This is a genomic window from Bacillus pretiosus (assembly GCF_051294775.1).
Taxonomy (GTDB): domain Bacteria; phylum Bacillota; class Bacilli; order Bacillales; family Bacillaceae_G; genus Bacillus_A; species Bacillus_A wiedmannii.
This window is the reverse complement of sequence record NZ_JBPPHF010000002.1, coordinates 1,233,133-1,254,091: the sequence shown is the minus strand read 5'-3', so window position 1 is coordinate 1,254,091 and position 20,959 is coordinate 1,233,133. Positions and strand designations below refer to the sequence as shown.

Here is a 20,959-nt window from a genome sequence, read left to right as displayed (position 1 = left end):
TCTTGCTAAAATACCAATCCATTTATTCATAAATAAAACGATAGATTCATAACAGGTCATATCACGATTCCATCTTTAACACTATAATTATAGCGTTAAAGATGGAAATATACAATATAAAATTTAAACTACGCATATGTCAGCACGGAACTATCCATAATAACCCATATAAAACATAACAAGGAGTAAGCGAACAAATGGGGTCTTTTAATAAATGGATACGTGGTGAAAAATCTTTCTCTGCACAAGAACAAGCTGATCACCTTTTAAATAAATCTATCTCTTCCTCTCTTTCCCTTAATCTAAAGCACTTGTCCAAACTTTTTACCGGTATTCCAGAATTAATTACACGTACTTTTCCGTTAAAAAACGGAAAAGAAGCTGCAATTATATATATGGAAGGACTTGTAGACAAAACCGTTATTAACATTGATATTCTTCGCCCTCTCCTATTTAAAGAGTGGAATGAAGTTGATTGTTGGGAATCCTCAGTTACAGTCGGGAATATAAAGAAAGTTCAGCAGTGGTCCGACATTGAACATTCCCTTTTACATGGTAAAAGCATTTTATTTATAAATGGACAACTTACAGCATTAGAACTAGATACGCAATCGACGCCAAAAAGAAGTATTGAAGAACCTACAACAGAAACTGCTATAAAAAGCTCCCACGAAGGATTTAATGAAGTAGCGAGCGACAGTCTTGCACTTATTCGTCGATATATTCCAAATCGCGAATTGAAAGTGAAGGAATTCACTGTTGGTGAACGAGCTACTTCAAAGGTTTTTTTGCTGTACTTAGCAGACGTTGCAAACGAAGACGTTGTACAAGAAATGGCATGCCGTATCGAATCAATCAAAGTGGATGCCATTATTACTACTGGAGAATTAGAAGGGTTTGTTGAAGATAATTCCTATACTCTCTTTCCGCAATTATCAATAACCGAACGCCCTGATACAACGGCCCATCACATTTTGGATGGACGAATTGCTGTTGTTGTAGACCGCTCACCCGGCGTATTAATTGGACCTATGACCTTTTCATCTTTTTTTCAGACGATAGATGATTACAGCTTCCGGCCAATGATTCCATCTTTCATACGACTACTTCGTTTTACCGGACTATTTATTGCAATATTTGCTCCAGCTCTTTATATTGCTATGATTTCCTTTCATTATGAAGTGATTCCACTTAAATTATTGTTAACAATTGGAGAATCTCGAGCTAAAATTCCTTTCCCCCCTATATTAGAAGCACTTTTGATGGAACTAGTACTTGAAATGCTCCGCGAAGCTGCGGTTCGGCTTCCTGGTCCCGTTGGACAAACGATTGGAGTCGTAGGAGGGATTGTCATTGGGCAAGCTGCTGTCCAAGCAGGAATAGTAAGTAATGTTATGGTTATCGTCGTATCTATTACTGCAGTCGCTTCTTTTATCATCCCTAACATGGAAATGTCAGCAGGAATTCGGCTTCTTCGCTTTCCAATGATGATAACCGCTTCTTTGTTTGGGGTCATTGGAATTATGGTCGGGATGGCAGTTATCATCATCCATATTCTTTCTATGGAATCACTTGGTGTTCCTTATGGTAGTCCTTTTTCTCCGTCATTTGCTTCAGATTTAAAAGACATTCTTGTACGTTTACCATGGAAACTAATGAAGAAACGACCACTATCCCTTAACTTAAAACAAGAGAATCGACAACGCGATATAGAAGAAACGGAGGAAGATAAGTGACAAAGCGTGCAAAGAGGGAGATTAGTTTATTTCAATACATTTTAACGATTAGTGGTGTTCAAGTAGGGTTCGGTGTACTTACACTGCCACGTGAAGTTGCGCAAGGGGCGAATACAGATGGTTGGATGTCTATTATAATAGGATGCGCTATCACTACTTTAGTCAGTCTATGTATTGTAAAAATTATGGAAAAACATCCCGGGTATACTTTACTTGATGTGCTAACTCGTTATCTTGGGAAGTGGCTAGGAAGAGTAGGAATGATTTTTTGGATTTTATATGCTGTTCTTGCAGCTGTATCCTTAATTTTTTCCCTCTTATATGTTATTCACATTTGGATTTTACCTAGATCTTCAATGTTTTTAATCATGATGTTATTATCTATCCCAATGGTTATGCTCGCATGTAAAGGTGTTCTTATTATTAGCCGCTATGCTGTTTTTACTGTCTTATTTACACTCTGGATGCCATTGCTATTATTTATCCCACTTAAAGACGGGCATTGGGTTTATCTTCTTCCTCTCCTTAAAGAGGGATGGCTACCAGTTTTCAACACAGTAAAATCAACTATTATTGCCTTTCTCGGATTTGAGTTTGCATTTGTCCTTTATCCTTATCTCAGTAATAAATCCTCTGCAAAAAAAGGAATCGTTATTGCAAATATGATTACTTTATTCGTTTACCTGCAAGTTACGTTCGTTTCTTTCGTTTATTTTAGCCCAGATGGTATAACTAAGTTTTTATGGCCCACTCTTTCTCTTGTTACACCATTTCACTTTTCATTTCTGGAACGGTTTGAAATTATCTTTTTGTCATTTTATCTCTTCATTATTTTTGATTCTTGCATTCCTTATATTTTTACTGCCTCAGATGGAATCAATCAGTTACTTAACAAAAAAGGGAGTTCATTACCTATTTGGTTTTTATTATTCGGGTGTGTTTTCGTTTTATTTTTTTATATCCCATCCTCGTATCAAATAAGTGCATTGCGGGAATTTTGGGGAACTGCAAGTTATTTTATCGTTTTTCTATTCCCAGTCGTATTTCTCTTATACATGACACTTTATCAGCATTGGAAAAGGAGAAAAATTTAAATGAGACGCTTTATTTTCACTATATTTTGCTTTCTCATAACCTTTTTAACAGGATGTGGAGGAGATCGGCTCGACTTAGAAAAACAATCCATTTCATTAATTTACGGGTTTGATGCAAAAGCAAAAGGAAAATTAATTGTATACCACGTAAACCCTATTTTTAATGAAGATGTGGAGAAAAAATACGAAACTCATGAAGCGACAGTACATACCCCTCGAGAAGCAAAAGCAACATTTAATAGTTCAAGTAGCGGTTTAGTATCTACAGAAAAGTTACAACTCATTTTATTTAGTACGAAATTTTTAAAACAAGAAGGAGCTATGCCTTACCTTGATGTTTGGTATCGCGACCCTAAAAATACTGGAAATATGCGCATGGTTGCAGTAGACGGTCCAATCTCTTCAGTTATATATAATAATTTTAAAGATAAGCCTGCACTTCCTGAATATTTAACAGATTTAATTAATACGAACAAACTATACAATCGAACCGCGTTTACGACATTCCATGAATTCCATAGGCAAACTTTTAATAAAGGTATAACACCTGCTATCTCAGAAATAAAAAAAGGTAAAAAAGATATTCTCGTTACCGGCTCTGCATTATTAACTTCTCGCGGAATCTATAAAATGTCTTTAAATCGATATGAAAGTGCCCTTCTTCTTCTATTACAAAAGAAAGCGAATATACCCGTTTCACTTACACTGAAAATCCCTTCTCATTCAGTTGAAAGTAATAGTCATCTAAAAGATACAGACGGCGACGACTTCGCAACAATAAATGTTCTTAGCATGAATCGTGACATTCACACAGGCTATAACGATAACCACTTCAAATTTAATATTGCAATGAATTTTAAAGTTTCCGTATCTGAACTTACATTCAACATGGATATAGACAAAGGTAGAAAGAAATTAACTTCACTTATTACAAAACAACTAAACAAAGATTTAAACGATTTAATCCACAAAATTCAAAAACAGCAACTTGATCCATTCGGGTTTGGTGATTATGCGAGAGCATTTCAATATAAAGAATGGAAAACGGTTGAAGACGATTGGCCGAGTGCCTTTTCAAAGTCTAATGTGAAAGTAGCACCTACTATTAAAATTTTAGAGAACGGGATTATTAAATAAAAAAAACACGCTACTTGCTCTTATACGTATAAAGAGTAAGTAGCGTGTTTTCATTTTTATTTTGAAGCTTCCTATACAGTTACGCTTCTGTTTCTGGTTCTTCGTTTTCCGCCTGTTCCAATCTTTGCTGCTCCGCAAGTTCGGCTGAAATCATTCCATAATAAATTTCTGGATACAATCCAAATATTTGATATACACTTCCTAAAAACGGCATCGGAATCCCTCTTTTCTAAAGTTGTATTGCCACTTTTAAGGATTCCCTTTTCATTCATTATACATTCGTTTTTGGCGTTTCTTCTTCATCATGAACGCTTAATAAATTTTGCCACTTTTTATAAGGAGCACTATTTGGATCTACATAACCTTTCGCGTACGAACGATCCCACAATTGTTTAATAAACATTTCTTTCTCTTTCTTTGCAACCATATCGGCACCTGTACCGTAATAGTTTTGGAAATATAACTCAATTTCGTCAAGGAATAATCTTAATAATTCATCAGAAGTTTCTTCTAACGTTGGATCATATTTTGCTTCACGGTCATACATTAAAATCATATCTAAAATATTATGGACATGCTCTTTACGAAGCCATCTAATATCTTGAGCACCTAATACGAACGGATGTGTATATAAATGTCCGCCCTGTATCATAGCTTTTTCTTGTTCTTCTTCAAATCTGGACAAGATGTTTTCATAAATAAACGGATTATGAAGCAATGCTCTGTGTAATTTGTAACTTTCACTTGAAATATTTTTTCCCATCGACTGAATTAAGAAGCTTCGTCCAACACCGTTATATTGATACACGAACTGGCCATCAACAGCAACTAAACTAATCCAACGATACATATACGCGTATAGAAGAGCGCGATTACATTTATCGTAATCCAACTTCGTTTGCGTTGCATTTAAGTCTGGCATGAAAGCTGGCAAGTGCCAATATTTATCTAAATGCGGCGTTAAACTAGATTTTTTACTATTCAACTTGTTCACACGGCGATAGTAAGACTGAAAATAATCACCTTTATCATTCATAAATCCATTTGCAATATGTCCAGACGACAGCTTAGGAAAGTCTTGTAGTGATAAACCGTAATGCGCACGATAACAAATGACTTCAAATGGCGAAAAAGCTTCATGTACTGTATCTTTTTCTTTAAACATTTCTTGAATTAATTCCTCTTGCAATTCTTTCTTTAAAGATGGATGTATACCCCAATATTGTAATTCCCTATGATGGGAAACTTTCGGAACGAATGGACTTGCTAAATGGAACAAGTCTTCAATTTTTTCACGGACGTATTCATCACGATCACGCTTCTTATAATCCGCCTCTTTTCGTAACGCCTCAACGATATTCAGCTCTAATTTATCACGATAGCGTATTTGTAATTCATCGTAGCAATAACTTAGTATGTGCTCACGATAAAAATCTTCTACTTTTTTCGATTGAATCTCTTCTGTTTTTGCATCCCGGCAATATTCCCCGTATAAACTCATATAAATTTCCGCAGATATATCTTTCGGTAATACTCCCAAATTTAAATGTTGCTGCATATCTTGCCATATCTTTTCTTGCAACTTCTCTTCAGCTAATACGTATACATTCGTTGGGTTTGTTTTCCCTTCAAATTCCTTGCTTCGTTTTTGAATTTCAAACAATAAATTTTCACGCGTTTCGTGTAAATTATCAAAAAACCTTTCCCAATATTGAATCATTTTATTAACTGCTTGATAAAGCGATTGATAAACGAGTTCTAATAGCATTTCTTTGCGATACTCGTTTAATTTGTGTACATACTGCGTTACAATATCTTCAAATTCTTTTTTAAACAAACGCTGCTGATTATTAATCATTTTTCCAAACCAGCCTTGTTGCTGCGCGATTTCTACTCGGCGAACAGCTGTTACTGTTCCATCAATATTACTCACATTAAATTTCTTATCGTAGTTTTGAATTAAATTACGCTTTTGTTCATTATTTTCATGTAGTCGATTCATTTTCTCGACTAACTGCTTTCGAATTTCATACAACATAAAACGAGCTGATACTGGATGAACAGGATCCGTTTTCTTTAAAAACCATGTATTTAATTGATAGGACTGTCCTTCAGAACCACTTGGTGCAAAACGGTCTGATTCAATCATGTCATACAATAGTGTCGTTACATGCTCATGTACGCGGCTCGGAATCGCATACGCATATAAACGAACCGCATGATCCACCCTTGCTACTTCACCTTTCATTTGCTCCATCATTTTCAGTTTAGCAGCCGAAATTTTACACTCGTGCTGCAGTCGGTTTAATTCCTCATCTTTTTGCACCGTACGCTGTACATAACTTTCTACAGCCTCTAAAAACAGTTTAGATTTCGCAACACCGACCTTACCGCCCTCTGCTCCTTCACGCGTTTCATTGTACATTTGTCTATAAAAAATATGAGCCTGTTCTGGACGGGTAGCAAGATGTTCTAAGTCTTCTAAATAACTTTTCCCACGCTCTGGCTTTTCACGTTGCATCCCGCGTTTGACGTCTTGGTCATATCTTTGCTTCTTCTCTTGAAACAGTTGATCTAAATGCAGCCAAGACTCATCTAAACCTTGCACAGCCCATTTTAAAGCACAATATTTTAACACGTGCTCATACGGATAAATAATCTTTGCCGTTCCTGCCCCGCAATATCGTCCTTTCCCACTTGATTCTGCTAATTGCTGAATTTGATTATCTTCCTGTGCAAAATGATTTGCAGACATCGGACTAAATAACTGTAAATAAATCGTATTTGCCATTTGCTCCATATAATCTGATAAATTGTGCAGATGGTGTCCATGTAGATTTTCGTAATCGTATAGGAAACAATAATTGTATGGTAAATGATGTTGTTTAATCGTATGATTCGTTCTTCCGTCTTCATCTACTTGATCAGGTCGATATTCTAATTCAATCGTCACACCGCCACGTTTTGATAATTCTCCAGTGGAACCGAGTGTAATGGCATGTAATTCTTTTAACGAGGCATAGCCGTTTGCTTGCACCGTTTCAAACTCTTTCGCACTAACCGTTCTCGTCTTAACTAAAACATCCGGCATTAAAAACGCACCACGTATTAAAATGTTGTGATGCTGCAGTTTTTTCCGAAGCATTTCACGTAAATATAATGCAATTTGTAGAAACATCCCTGAACCTGTTCCGCCCGCTAGTGATGTTACGATAATGACACGCACTCCATATTCCGTTTGATCGCTTGTAACCGGAAAAATCTTCTCGATTTCTTGCCAAAAGGATGTCAATTTATCTTCTTTCATCGCAGCAAGTAACGCTAAACGGGAAATGACGCGTAACTGTCCTGCCCCTTCTGTCAGTGGTTTATCAAGTATAGTCGGGTCCATCGGAAACCACTCTGGAATCGTTGGATCTCCTGCAATATACTCTCTTGGCGTTTTACTAGAACTCGTTTGCGTCTTAAACTTTCGAATATGATCAAATTTACTCAATGTATTCACATCTGTATCAAATACGTGCATTGCTACCTTTTTTCGGCGCTCCTCAGGTAGCCTTTCATATATTTGATGTGTCACAGTACTACCGATTCCACCTAAACCAATTAATATCGTTGGAACTTGTAACGTCATGTGAACCACCTTCCTATTCTTGCTTGTTTGAAAAGAGGGGAGAAAGATAAGACTCCCTCCTTTTCCCTATCTACTATTCACACTCATATTTGTAAATTTCTTTACCATACCCTCTATCAATTACTAAAAGTTCATTTGGATATAGCGTCTTATGTTCCATTCCAACCTCATCTTCTGTTATAAACATCCCATCAATAATCATTCCTACTACTTGTGACTCTTTCGCTACAAATATTGATTTCGATCCTTTCTTTGCTATAAACGTAACGGATTGCACAGTCTTTCTTTCTGCTCGGAATGGAATGCCAAAATAGTGTTTCCACCATTTATTTTTAAGTAATTCTGGCTCAGATTGATATAACCAATCTTTCGCTACCTCTTGATCCCATTCGTAATACAATAGTGCTTTTCGGTGAAATCTTGGACGAACAATCCATCCTAAAACGATTATTCCTACTACTAACAATAATAAAGTGATAGGAATAACAAACTTAAAAATAAGCGCATATTTTTCATAGAACGGTGCATTTTGAATATGAAGTGATATATTTTTCTTAACTTCTTGTAATTTTGAATCTTGCACTACGATGGTAGCTTCTACGGTGCCGGTATCTGTAAAATTGAATGTGTCGGAGTAATGAGGGCGAGGATAAATATAAATTTGATTATCCTGTTGTTTTATTTCATAGTTGATTGATTGTTTAGATGTGACACCAGTAGATTTTAATAGTTTCTTTACAGCTTCTTCTGTCATCGGCTTACCATCTAACTGTGGTTGTATAATAAACGGTTTACTATTCTCTAAATTCGTTACTTTTTCCTCATAATCTTTCGTAATAGTTTGCAATGATAATTTTGGTTTTTCAGTTACTTCGATTTTAAATTCCTTCGTCTGTCTGTAAAACCCCTTTATGTTCATATGAACTTTCCCGCGCACTAACCCTTTATCGATCTTCGTTTCGTAGTAAAATACATGTTTTTTATCGTCCCACTTCATCGGGTACTGTTTTCCGTCTATTTCTACTTCTGACTGAAAATAGGAAGACTGAATTGGTAATTCCGTAGGCTTCGCTTCAATAACAGCAGTAACACCTTCGTACATTTTCTCCACATTTTTTTGACTACTATCGTCTTTGTCATAAGTAGAAACAGTATAGTTAAGCGCCGGTTCAACTAGTACTTGTAATCCTTCTTTCTCAATATCTCGATCCACTTCTATCGTATACGTTCCTGGTTTAATAACTTCGTGATTTTCCGTACTTATATGAACTATATTTCCGAATAATTTCGCTTCTCCTGGTGCATGTATGGAATAAGAAGATTGTAATTGTAATGGTTTAGAAATTTGTGTGACCTGATAACTAGACAAAGAAGGCGATTGCCGTACAAGCGTCATACGCTTTAACGGGAATGGTGTTGTAATCTCTACTTTCTTTCCTACTACTTTCGTTTTTACAATCGATTCAACCGAGGAGAACGGATCACGATTTGCAACTAATGCTGCCACTTGATTGACGCTTTTTACAATACCATCCTCTCCACTAGATGGCATCGTAACGCCATTTATCTCTTTCTTCCATATTTCTTTAAACGTATTTAGTTGTGCCTTTTCTTGCTGCCCTAAATCCTCTTCCATCGTAATTAAAATTGGATGTAACGATATCTTTTTTGCATCCATTTCTTTCTTAAACTGTGCTAGCTTCTGTGTAATTTGTTCTTTTCCGCCAACCTTATCTTTCTCTAAATCATTAAATGCCCCGTCAGTTAAGACAATAAGCCAAAATTCACGTTTTCCATCTATATCTGCTTCCTTTTTTATAGATTGCATCGCCGTCTCTACTGCGCTAAACGGAGTATTTAAATACGTTTTCCATGCTCCAATTCCCTCAATTTCTGTTTGTCTCTTATCCTTCGTTAACGAAATGTTTAATGGATCATTCGGCTTGCTCATTGGAACGTAAGAAAATTTATCTTTTTCATCTAATAGCGCAACTAAACTTTGCAAAGCGTAATTGGCATATTTCCAGCGATCGTTATTTCTCATGCTGCCCGAATCATCATATACAAGTGAAACGACCCTTTCCTTTGCCTCCTCTCCTTTTGCAAAAGTCCAAAAAGGATGTAACCATATAAATAGAAACAACATGAATGTGGCACAAATTCGAATTTTCATGATGAGGCTTCGCCACCTTTGTAGACAAATTCCTATGTTTAAATTTATGAGAGGATACAAGATATATGACTTGTATTTTAGGACAACTAGCGCATCATAACTTTATTATGTAAACAGTTATAAAAACTGAATATTATTCCTTCTAGCGTTTTCTATCCGATACTATAAGTAAAAAAGCCTGTTTAAGCTCTACACTTAAAACAGACTTTTCCTACTTTTTATATTGAAAACAAGCATCAAAAAGTTTGATTTTAAATTAACACATCACTTCAATTGTAAATCCACCAGGTGCTTGCACATAAAACGTATACGCATGTGCATGCTTAGGAGGTTCGACCAAAAATCCATCCTCCTTCAACCTTTGATTCATCTTATTTACTTGGTCTTCACTTTCTTGAGGAAACCCTACATGAAATGTTTTCGGATAATGTACGTCTTTCCCTTTCATTAACGTTAATATAAACCCATCGTTATCACGCATAACCGCAAAGCCATTTCCCCTTGCCCCACTACAAGTTAAACCAAAATATTTTTCTAAAAACTCTCTAGTAGCTGCTACATCTGAAACTGTTAAATTAAGATGTTTAATTTTCAAACCTTCACCTTCTTTCTCAATTTTCTAATATTTTATCATATAAAGTGAAACTTGAATCAGTGGGAGTTTTGTTCATTTCCCACTGATTATTAGCCCTCACCAATCGGGCTTTTACGGGCAGTTAATCCTCTACCTAACTTCTTTGCTTCCGCTGAATTTTGAGGTGAGGGTCTTACTGCCCACAAATAGCGGGACAATTAAAAAACACGCCTTTCACAGCGTGTTTCATTTCTTCACATACACTTCAACAATTGGATTATCTTTATGATCCGCATGCAAGCGTATATTCTCTTCACTTGTACTATAAATACTAGCTAATAACACAATCGTTAGCACATTAGGAGTTTTTGCATCGCTTCCGTATTTTCTTTCAAGTGCTTCCTTGTATTCAAACTCCAAATCCCCCTGCACATATGTATACACTTCAAAGCCATCTTCTAAATTGCAAACTACTGTATCAATTATATCTGCCCCTACTTGCTTCTTCATTTCCTCTCGCAATGCTTCAATAAATTCTTCCCACGGTACCTCGTATGTCTGAAACTGATCTGTAGATTTCATGCCTTTTGCCTCCTTATATATCCTCTTCCTATATTTCCCCTTTCCTATAACAATTATGATAGATAGGGCATTCGTACAAGCCGCACTTGTCCCCATTACATATCGTATTACTGTAATGGGGAAGGAGGAAAGAACATGCATAGACAAAAATGTTACGATACGTGCCAACGTTATTTCGGTAAAGTCGTTCGCATTGAAGATCGTGATGGTCGCATTCATTTAGGTAAAATAATTGATGTGACAAACAGCTCTGTATGGATTGAACCAGTGCAACAGCGCTCATCTTTTGATACAGGATTTGGATACTATGACGCATATGCAAACGGTGGCTGTGACCTTTGTGGGGGCCTTAGCAGATGTGATAGTTGCGGATTTGGTTGTGGTGGTGGATTCAGCGGCTGTGGATGTGGCGGTCGTGGTTGCGGTAGTTGTGGTGGCTGGGGCGGCGGCGGCTGGGGCGTTGAACTCGGATTTGGTTTCATCTTCGGAATTACATTAGCTGCATTATTTTTCATTTAACATAGTAAAGAGTTGACTAGCTTTAGTCAACTCTCTTTCTTTATTTTTCACATATAAAAATACGATGTCCTAAAATATGTTGGTACATAAGTCGTACATTTTCATGCTGTACCCATGCCTCATATAATTCATTTGGAATATGCGAGGATACATTCCATTCTGGCTCTTCTATATAGCCCGAGATTGTTTCTGCAATTGTACCACCGCCAGCAATTGTAATTCTTTTAAAATTTGCTTTCTGAAATAATTGTACCCATTCACTCTCAGTTAATAGTTCTTTCATCCCGTATAGTCGGGCAATTTTTCCTTCCTCACTCTTCTCAATGTGCCTATCAATAATCATTTCAATGACAACAAGTTTACCGTCTTTCTGTAGTACACGATAGCACTCCGGGATAACCCTTTCTTTCTCTGTAAAAGCGAGTATCGATTCTCCGAGTACGAACTCAAATGAGTCATGCAAACAAGGTAATTGCTCTACATTTCCTTCAATTAATTGAATGTCTATTCCTTCAAACGACCATCTATCTTTCGCCTTTTGAATCATAATCTCATTCTTTTCAACCGCCGTTACTTTATAACCATATTCTTTCTTCATATATGCCGCTGTTTTCCCCGTACCACAGCCTATCTCAAGGACATTTGCTCCATATCTAAAAGGCAATTGTGCTAACAATTGTTTCGTTAACGTAAAACCACCAGGATGAGCACTTCCTATTCCGTAATAAGCTAGGAAATCGATGTAAGTATTTCGTTTCATAGAATTCTCCTTTAAATTTTCTATAATACATATATTCACCTATCAATAAATCGTGCACATAAAAAAAGCATTTCCAAGTGCTATACCGCAACTTGAAAATGCTCTTCTCTTTTTTATTTCTCTTCTACATACGCCCATTTGAAACTATATTCCGGACTAATATTATGTTTCACAATTCCCTTTACATTCGGTTTCATAACATATGATTTAGCACTTTGATATAAAGGTACAAGTGCTACATCTTCCTCAAGTAACAATTTCTCTGCCTTCCCTAGCTCTGTCCAACGTTTTTTTGCATCAGCCATCCATTCTGTCTTACCTTTAGTAATAATATCATCATATTTTGAATTTGAGTAGCTCATCTGGTTTTGAGAATTTTTCGTTTCAAACATATCAAGGTACGTCATTGGATCCGCATAATCTGGATTCCAGCCACCATATGAAAAATCATAATCTTGGTCTGATTCTAATTTTAGTTTTTGCTTAAATGGTTGCAGTTTAATATTTACTGTCACGCCTTTTAAATTCTTTTCAACTTGATCTTTTACATACTCCCCAACTTTTTTTGCATTACCAGTATCATAATTTAACAATTCAATTGTTACTTGATCTTTTCCAAGCTCTTTTTTCGCTTCTTCCCATGCTGCTGCTGCCTTTTTAGAATCTTGTTTTAAACCATTCTTGAACGTTTCTGCGAAATCTTTACCGTCTGGTCCACTCGCTAAACCTTTTGGTACTAAGTAATCCACTGGTTTTGAACCATCATTTAAAATAACATTCGTTAAAGCTTTCTTATCAATGGATAATGCGATTGCTTCACGTAGCTTTTTGCTCTTTAACGGTGTATCTTGCCCACCACGCTTTTGATTTAGACGCAAGTAAAACGTACTTGTTTCTGAATATGCTCCAAATTCCTCTTTATTATTTCTATACTTATCAACAAATTCTCCTGATAAAATTGCGAAATCAATTGCACCTGTATCATATAAATTCACTCTAGTAGCTGGTTCTTTTACTACACTATAGTTAATTTCATCTAGTTTTACAGTCTTTTTATCCCAATACTGCTCATTCTTCTTCAATTTCCAACCTTGCTCATGCTTCCAATCAGTAAGAACAAAAGGTCCGTTATATACTGTTGTATCAGACTCTAAACCGAATTTATTTCCTTTTTCTTTTACGAATTTTTCATTTAATGGATAGTATGACGCAAATGCCATTAAATTCAAGAAATATGGTACTGGTCTTTCTAGTTCAACTTCAAGCGTATGATCATCTACCGCTTTTACACCTAATGTAGCTACTTCTGCTTTTCCTTGATTAATTGTTTCTGCATTTTTAAGATAGTAAGCAATAAATGCATACTCAGCAGCTGTTTTTGGATCTACTAGACGTTGCCATGCAAATACGAAATCTTTCGCTGTTACAGGATCACCGTTCGACCATTTTGCATCTTTCCGTAATTTAAATGTATATTTTTTACCATCCTCGCTTTTTGTGCTAGATTCTGCCACAGCAGGGATTGGCTTATTATCTTTATCAAGGCGATATAAACCTTCCATTGTATTCCCTAAAATTTGTGCCCCAAGTGTATCCGTACTTTTTGAAGTGTCCATCGTCGGAATTTCATTCGTTTCTGTACGATTTAACACTTGCTTTGCCGCATATTTAATATCAGATTTCTTCTCTTCTCCACCATTATTAGATGTCGTTGTCGTTTTCTTCTCCCCACCAGAAGATCCAGAACACGCTGTTAACGCCATACTCATCGCTAAAACTGGCACTACAACCGCCGTAAACTTTTTCATCTTTTTCTTCATTCTTGTACCCTCCCCAATTTATATGTACGAAACTAACTTTGAGAGATTTCAAATTTAAATTATCAGAAAATTATTACTAATTATCATTCTACTAATTTTTCGCGATTTGTAAAGTATTTTTGAAGAATATTCATAATAATTAATTTATTTAAATCAATAACAATCTATTACTACTATACGAATTCTCCCCCATCTACTATATGTAAGTACCACTTTTCTTATTCTTCTCTATTTATTTAAATTTAATTGAATAGTAAAAGAGCGTTAAAAAAATAAATAATATATTTTTTTAACGCTCTTTTTTCCTATTTCCCTTCCGTTACATAAGCCCACTTAAAGCTATATTCTGGACTAATGTTATGTTTCACAATTCCTTTTACATTCGGTTTCATTACATACGCTCTTCCTGTTTGATATAAAGGAACTAACCCTGCATCTTCTTCAAGGAATAATTTTTCTGCTTTCCCTAACGTCTCCCAACGTTTCTTCGCATCACTCATTAATTCATTCCCTGATTTTTGTACCATTTCGTCGTATTTTGCATTTGAATAACTCATTTGGTTATATGGGCTCTTCGATTCAAACATATCAATAAATGTCATTGGATCCGCATAGTCTGGACTCCAACCTGCATAAGAAATTTCATAATCTTGTGCAGTCTCTAATTTTAGTTTTTGTTTGAACGGCTGAATTTTTGTATTAATCGTTACACCTTTTAAATTTTTCTCAATTTGATCTTTTACATAATCAGCAATCTTTTTCGCAGTTCCATCATCATAACTTAGTAATTCAATTGTAACTTGATCTTTTCCAAGTTCTTTTTTCGCTGCTTCCCATGCTGCTGCACCTTTTTTCGGATCATATTTCAGACCATTTTTAAATGTATCTTGGAAATCTTTACCGTCTGGTCCTGTCGCCAGCCCTTTTGGAACCAATTGATCCGTTGCTTTTGAACCATTATTTAAAATAACGTTTGCCAGCCCTTTTTTATCAACCGATAATGCGATTGCTTCACGAAGCTTTTTGCTCTTTAACGGTGTATCTTGTCCGTTACGCTTTTGATTTAAACGTAAGAAGAATGTACTTGCTTCTGAATACTCACCGTACTCATCTTTGTTCGATTTATATTTATCTACAAATTCTCCTGATAGTAATGTAAAATCAATTGATCCTGTATCATATAAGTTTACTTTCGTCGCAACTTCTTTTACTACACTATAGTTAATTTCTTCTAATTTCACAGTCTTCTTATCCCAATACTTATCATTTTTCTTTAGCTGCCATCCTTGTTCATGTTTCCATGAAGACATCACGAACGGCCCGTTATACACAGTTGTATCTGCTTCTAAACCGTACTTATCGCCTTTTTCTTTTACGAATTTTTCATTTAACGGATAGTATGACGGGAATGCTAGTAAATTCAAGAAATATGGTACTGGCTTTTCTAATTCTACTTCTAGTGTATAATCATCTACCGCTTTTGCCCCCAAATCTGTTAGAGGTTTTTCACCCTTATTAATTGCTTCTGCGTTTTTAATATAGTAAGCAATAAATGCGTATTCTGACGCTGTATTTTTATCGAGTAAGCGCTGCCATGCAAATACGAAATCTTTCGCTGTTACAGGATCACCATTCGACCATTTTGCATCTTTCCGTAATTTAAATGTATATTTTTTGCCATCCTCGCTTTTCGTACTAGATTCTGCAGCAGCTGGGATTGGCTTATTATCTTTATCAAGACGATATAATCCTTCCATCGTGTTCCCTAAAATTTGTGACCCTAACGTATCAGTAGATTTAGAAGTATCCATCGTCGGAATTTCTTGATTCTCTGTACGATTTAATACTTGTTTTGCTGCGTATTTAATTTCGGATTTGTTCTCTTCCCCACCACCATTAGACGTCGTAGTTGTTTTCTTCTCCCCACCTGATCCAGAACACGCTGTCAACGCCATACTCATCGCTAAAACTGGCGCTACAACCGCCGTGAACTTTTTCATCTTTTTCTTCATTTTTGTACCCTCCCCAATTATATGTACGAAACTAGATTTGAGTAATTTCCTAATAATTAGTTATCAGAAAATTCTTATTAATTAATATTCTACTATTTTTTCTGGTTTTGTAAAGTTATTTTTAAAATATTCTAAAAATTATTCCTTTCACAATAGAAACCTTATATCCATTATTTTTTACATTTAATCTCATAATAAAAAGCATTCCAAAAGTAAAGAATCTACCTTTGGAATGCTCTATCATTTTATCTTTCTATTGTGGACATTGAGATTCTCACTACAAAATAAGCTAAGAAACTTGTATACATCCACTTAAAGATAGTATTACTGTTTAAAATTATTTTCCATCCTTTTCAGTCATATATGCCCACTTGAAGCTATACTCTGGGCTAATGTTATGGTGAACAATACCTTTTGCATTTGGTTTTTGAACGTATGCATCACCACGTTGGTATAAAGGTACAATTGCTACATCTTTCTCAAGAAGCAATTTCTCAGCTTGTCCTAGCTCTTCCCAACGTTTCTTCGCATCGCCCATTAATTCTCCGCCAGCTTTTTTAATCATTTCATCATACTTCTGATCAGAGAAGCTCATTTGGTTATGAGAATGCTTAGACTCAAACATATCTAAGAATGTCATTGGATCCGCATAATCTGGATTCCAACCGCCATATGAAATATCATAATCTTGCTCTGTTTCTAATTTTAGTTTTTGCTTGAACGGCTGAAGTTTAATATTAACTGTTACACCTTTTAAATTCTTCTCGATTTGATCTTTAACATATTCTCCAACTTTTTTCGCATTACCAGTATCATAGTTTAATAGCTCAATTGTAACTTGATCTTTTCCAAGTTCTTTTTTCGCTGCTTCCCATGCAGCAGCTGCTTTTTTCGCATCTGGTTTAATACCGTTTTTAAATGTTTCTTGGAAATCTTTACCGTCTGGTCCAGTTGCTAATCCTTTCGGCACTAAGAAGTCCGCAGGTTTAGATCCATCATTTAAAATAACATTTGCTAAATTTTTCTTATCAATAGAGTAGGCAATTGCTTCACGTAATTTTTGACTCTTTAATGGTGTATCTTGTCCACCACGTTTTTGGTTCATACGAATAAAGTAAGTACTTACTTGTGAATAAGTCCCAAACTCTTCTTTATTGTTTCTATACTTATCAACGAATTCACCTGATAGAAGTGCAAAATCAATTGCATTTGTATCATATAAATTTACTTTTGTAGCTACTTCTTTTACTACACTATAGTTGATTTCATCTAGTTTTACAGTCTTTTTATCCCAATATTGATCATTTTTCTTTAGTTTCCATCCTTGCTCATGCTTCCAATCAGTAAGAACGAACGGTCCATTATAGACTGTTGTATCAGACTCTAAACCGTATTTATCTCCTTTTTCCTTCACGAACTTCTCATTTAATGGATAGTACGATGGAAATGCTACTAAGTTTAAGAAGTATGGTACTGCTTGTTCTAATTCAACTTCTAAAGTAAGGTCATCTACTGCTTTTACTCCTAGTTCCGTTACAGGTTTTTCACCTTTATTAACCGCTTCTGCATTTTTGACTGGGAATGCAATAAATGCATACTCAGCAGCTGTTTTTGGATCTAATAAACGTTGCCATGCAAATACGAAATCTTTTGCTGTTACTGGATCACCATTTGACCATTTTGCATCTTTACGTAATTTGAATGTATATTTTTTACCATCCTCACTCTTCGTGCTTGATTCTGCCGCAGCTGGGATTGGTTTGTTATCTTTATCTAAACGGTATAAACCTTCCATTGTGTTCCCCAAAATTTGAGAACCTAATGTATCTGTATTTTTAGAAGTATCCATCGTTGGAATTTCATTTGTTTCAGTACGATTTAATACTTGTTTCGCTGCTAATTTTTCTTCTGATTTGCTATCCCCGCCAGAGCTAGAATTTGTGCTTGTCTTCTTATCTCCACCTGATGTAGAACATGCTGTTAATGCCATACTCATTGCTAAAACTGGTGCTACAACTGCTGTTAGTTTTTTCATTTTTTTCTTTTTCACTTTCTGTACCCTCCCTAATTCTAAACGCTCTCGTTTAAGAATTTTCTGATAATTCTGTTTTTCTTTATATATTTATCAGAAGATTCTTATTAACTATTATTCTACTAATTTTTTGAGTTTTGTAAAGTGTTATTATTGAAAATTTTTAAAAAATTATTTTTTTACAGTAATATTCATAAAAATTCCATAATCTTTTAAAACACTATACCTCATTGAATTCTATGTATTGATTTAATAGTCTTTATATCCCTTCGCTATAAAACACTTGTAAATTATTGTTAATAAATAATGTATATCGTAACAAACCTCTTTTCTACAAAAATAAAAAAGTCAGCTTTGCTGACTTTTTTATCCGGCCATTTTCTTTTTTTTCATTTCCTCTATTACTCTCGTATACTTCTCTTCATCAAATTCATTTTCACTTTTTGCAACAACTACAGTCGCAATACCGTTACCAATTAAATTCACGATAGCACGTGCTTCTGACATGAAACGATCTACACCAAGTAATAGCGCTAACCCTTCTAACGGGATAACATTCATTGCAGATAAAGTAGATGCTAGTACTATAAAACCTCCACCTGTTACTGCTGCTGCCCCTTTAGATGTAACTAATAAAATAGCTATTATAGTTAATTGTTGACCTAGTGAAAGATCGACGTGAAAAACTTGAGCTAAAAATATAGTTGCCATCGATAAATAAATCGTCGTTCCATCTAAATTAAAAGAGTAACCTGTCGGAATGACTAAACCTACTACTGGCTTAGAACACCCGAAGTCTTCCATCTTTGTCATCATTCGCGGCAATACTGATTCTGATGATGATGTCCCTAGAACAATAAGTAATTCTTCTTTAATATGTGCTAAATATTTCCACAGACTAAATTTGTACAGTTTACAAATAAAATTTAAAACAATAAAAACAAATAATGCCATTGTCGTATATACACAAATCATTAGTTTACCAAGTGGTATTAACGTACTTAAACCATATTTACCAATTGTAAACGACATTCCACCGAATGCTCCAACTGGCGCTAACTTCATAACAATAGATAAAATATTAAAAAATACTTTCGATAATCTTTCAAAAAAGTCGATAACAGGTTGTCCATTTTTCCCGAGCATCGTTAACCCTGCACCGAATAAAATGGAGAAGAACAGAACTTGTAAAATATCACCTTTTGCAAATGCTTCAAACATGTTAGACGGCACAATATGTAAAAAGAAATCCATCCACTGCATTTCTTGCCCGCTTTGTACATATTGTGAAACATCTCCACCCTTTAGTTTCGAAGGATCTAATCCATCTCCGGGACGTACAACATTCGCTACGATGATACCAATAAGTAAAGCCGCTGTTGTAACGATTTCAAAATATAATAGTGCCTTCCCACCAACACGACCTACCTTTTTCATACTTCCCATACTTGCAATACCAAGCACAATCGTTAAAAAGATTATCGGTGCAATAACCATTTTAATCATATTGATGAATGTTTCACCAATTGGCTTCATCTCTTGTCCAACACTAGGCCAAATTGCCCCTACTGCAATACCACAAATAATTGCCACAATAACTTGGAATGTTAAATTCTTTACAATTCTCATTTTTAATACTCCCCTGTTTCGTTCATTTCTCCCATACGATTTCAATAATTGCTAATGATGTATTTTATGTAATAGCCCCCCTGCTATTTAACTTAAACCACATCATTATGTTACACTATTATCAATAACTTTAAAATAGTATATAATATTTAAATTTAAATGTCATACTATTAAACGTAATAAAAAAGCAGACATTATGCCTGCTTTAATTCTCCTCAATCTGCTTTTCACTTAATCCTAGATGTGTTCTAAGCGTATTACTCAAACTCTGTAGATCTTTTTTATTAGGGTTATAATAATATACACGTTGCCCATTTGGACCGTTAGGTAAATATAAATCATCTCCGCCTAATTGAATCTTTTCAACTGAACCATTTAAACCGTATTTATAAAAACATAAAATATCATCCATTACTAAATTTGTTTTAAAATCGCCGTCAATCGCCTCAACTATTTTTTCTAGCTTCGTAATCGAGCCTACACTTTTTAATTTACTTAACATCGCTTCAATAACAAGTTGTTGGCGCTGACCTCTCATTGCATCACTATCAATATGACGCGTTCTTGCCAGTGCAAGTGCTTCTTCCCCTGTTAATTTTTGTAGTCCTTTTTTCAAATGGATTGCGTCAGGTTCATCTTTACTATTTTGCTCCATAAATTCAACTGGGACATTTACTTCAATTCCATCTAATCCATCAACAATTTTAGTAAATGAATTAAAATTAAACTTCACAAAATAATCAACAGGCACTTGTAACAACTTTTCTACTGCTTCCACTGAAGCTTGCGGTCCTCCATCTTTACCATTTTTAACGAAACCACTTCCATATGCATGCGTTATTTTATCTTTTTTCTTTTCAACTGGAACATATGTATATGTATCACGTGGTATGCTCGTTAATTTCACTGTCTTATCATCTTTATTAAAAGTAGCTAACAGTAGTGCATCTGTATGGAAAGCACCATTATACTCCTTTTGTCGTTCTTGATTTTCATCAATTCCCATAATTAAAAGTGAAACATTGTTTGCAATTGGCTTTACAGTTTCCTCACGTAAATGTGATTTTTCACCACGCGCTAAATTTAAACTAGACTTTTGTACGAGATTAGAAGTTTTCATATATACATAAGTACCATATCCAACTCCGCCAAATAGTAATACTACTAACAAGACACTTATTATCGTTGTCTTGTTATATTTTCTTTTATTTTTCTTTTCTCTTGAAGAAGAGGTATTCTCCATATCGTTCCCTCCGT

General features: G+C 35.2%; 15 protein-coding genes. 4 read left to right on the top strand and 11 right to left on the bottom strand.

Going from position 1 to position 20,959, the window contains the following annotated elements:
- Window positions 1-197 precede the first annotated feature (197 nt).
- The 3 genes from ACSG5Z_RS14725 to ACSG5Z_RS14715 are packed head-to-tail and all read left to right on the top strand — an operon-like array spanning window position 198 to window position 3,967.
- Window positions 198-1,736 (top strand): spore germination protein, encoded by a 1,539-nt coding sequence (locus ACSG5Z_RS14725; protein WP_435711641.1) that lies wholly within the window; start codon window positions 198-200, stop codon window positions 1,734-1,736.
- The gene (locus tag ACSG5Z_RS14720) at window positions 1,733-2,830 is read left to right on the top strand and encodes an endospore germination permease (RefSeq protein ID WP_147786393.1); all 1,098 of its coding nucleotides are present in this window, start codon (window positions 1,733-1,735) and stop codon (window positions 2,828-2,830) included. The genes ACSG5Z_RS14725 and ACSG5Z_RS14720 overlap by 4 nt, the downstream gene beginning before the upstream one ends.
- Entirely contained in the window at window positions 2,831-3,967 is a 1,137-nt protein-coding gene (locus tag ACSG5Z_RS14715; protein WP_098803002.1) for a Ger(x)C family spore germination protein, read from the top strand.
- Window positions 3,968-4,046: 79 nt separating this feature from the next.
- Here ACSG5Z_RS14715 and ACSG5Z_RS14710 read toward each other — a convergent pair whose 3' ends face one another.
- The 5 genes from ACSG5Z_RS14710 to ACSG5Z_RS14690 all read right to left on the bottom strand — a co-directional run bounded on the left by ACSG5Z_RS14710 (window position 4,047) and on the right by ACSG5Z_RS14690 (window position 10,930).
- Window positions 4,047-4,181, bottom strand: a complete 135-nt coding sequence (locus ACSG5Z_RS14710; RefSeq protein WP_001116178.1) for a hypothetical protein — start codon at window positions 4,179-4,181, stop codon at window positions 4,047-4,049.
- Between the two features lie 57 nt (window positions 4,182-4,238).
- Window positions 4,239-7,601, bottom strand: coding sequence for a tubulin-like doman-containing protein (locus ACSG5Z_RS14705; protein WP_046957761.1), 3,363 nt, complete (start codon window positions 7,599-7,601; stop codon window positions 4,239-4,241).
- Between the two features lie 73 nt (window positions 7,602-7,674).
- Entirely contained in the window at window positions 7,675-9,774 is a 2,100-nt protein-coding gene (locus ACSG5Z_RS14700; protein ID WP_060487371.1) for a vWA domain-containing protein, read from the bottom strand.
- A gap of 256 nt (window positions 9,775-10,030) precedes the next feature.
- The gene (locus ACSG5Z_RS14695; protein WP_060487372.1) at window positions 10,031-10,369 is read right to left on the bottom strand and encodes a VOC family protein; all 339 of its coding nucleotides are present in this window, start codon (window positions 10,367-10,369) and stop codon (window positions 10,031-10,033) included.
- Window positions 10,370-10,594: 225 nt separating this feature from the next.
- Window positions 10,595-10,930, bottom strand: coding sequence for a hypothetical protein (locus ACSG5Z_RS14690; RefSeq protein ID WP_060487373.1), 336 nt, complete (start codon window positions 10,928-10,930; stop codon window positions 10,595-10,597).
- 135 nt (window positions 10,931-11,065) lie between these two features.
- Here ACSG5Z_RS14690 and ACSG5Z_RS14685 point away from each other — a divergent pair, with 135 nt between their 5' ends.
- Window positions 11,066-11,449 (top strand): hypothetical protein, encoded by a 384-nt coding sequence (locus ACSG5Z_RS14685; protein ID WP_048544012.1) that lies wholly within the window; start codon window positions 11,066-11,068, stop codon window positions 11,447-11,449.
- A 40-nt stretch (window positions 11,450-11,489) separates the two neighbouring features.
- On the opposite strand, the gene ACSG5Z_RS14680 is transcribed toward ACSG5Z_RS14685, so the two are convergent.
- From ACSG5Z_RS14680 to ACSG5Z_RS14655, 6 genes are all read right to left on the bottom strand, one after another.
- Complete coding sequence (locus ACSG5Z_RS14680) at window positions 11,490-12,209, bottom strand: class I SAM-dependent methyltransferase (protein ID WP_048565907.1); 720 nt, start codon at window positions 12,207-12,209, stop codon at window positions 11,490-11,492.
- Window positions 12,210-12,322: 113 nt separating this feature from the next.
- The gene (locus ACSG5Z_RS14675) at window positions 12,323-14,029 is read right to left on the bottom strand and encodes a peptide ABC transporter substrate-binding protein (RefSeq protein ID WP_048565906.1); all 1,707 of its coding nucleotides are present in this window, start codon (window positions 14,027-14,029) and stop codon (window positions 12,323-12,325) included.
- Window positions 14,030-14,334: 305 nt separating this feature from the next.
- A complete protein-coding gene (locus ACSG5Z_RS14670; RefSeq protein ID WP_088064175.1) occupies window positions 14,335-16,041 on the bottom strand; it encodes a peptide ABC transporter substrate-binding protein in 1,707 nt (568 codons plus the stop codon).
- Between the two features lie 337 nt (window positions 16,042-16,378).
- On the bottom strand, window positions 16,379-18,091 hold the full coding sequence (locus ACSG5Z_RS14665; protein WP_262719525.1) for a peptide ABC transporter substrate-binding protein: 1,713 nt from the start codon (window positions 18,089-18,091) through the stop codon (window positions 16,379-16,381).
- A 348-nt stretch (window positions 18,092-18,439) separates the two neighbouring features.
- The gene (locus ACSG5Z_RS14660; RefSeq protein WP_060487376.1) at window positions 18,440-19,702 is read right to left on the bottom strand and encodes a dicarboxylate/amino acid:cation symporter; all 1,263 of its coding nucleotides are present in this window, start codon (window positions 19,700-19,702) and stop codon (window positions 18,440-18,442) included.
- A gap of 205 nt (window positions 19,703-19,907) precedes the next feature.
- A complete protein-coding gene (locus ACSG5Z_RS14655; protein WP_435711640.1) occupies window positions 19,908-20,945 on the bottom strand; it encodes an LCP family protein in 1,038 nt (345 codons plus the stop codon).
- Window positions 20,946-20,959 lie beyond the last annotated feature (14 nt).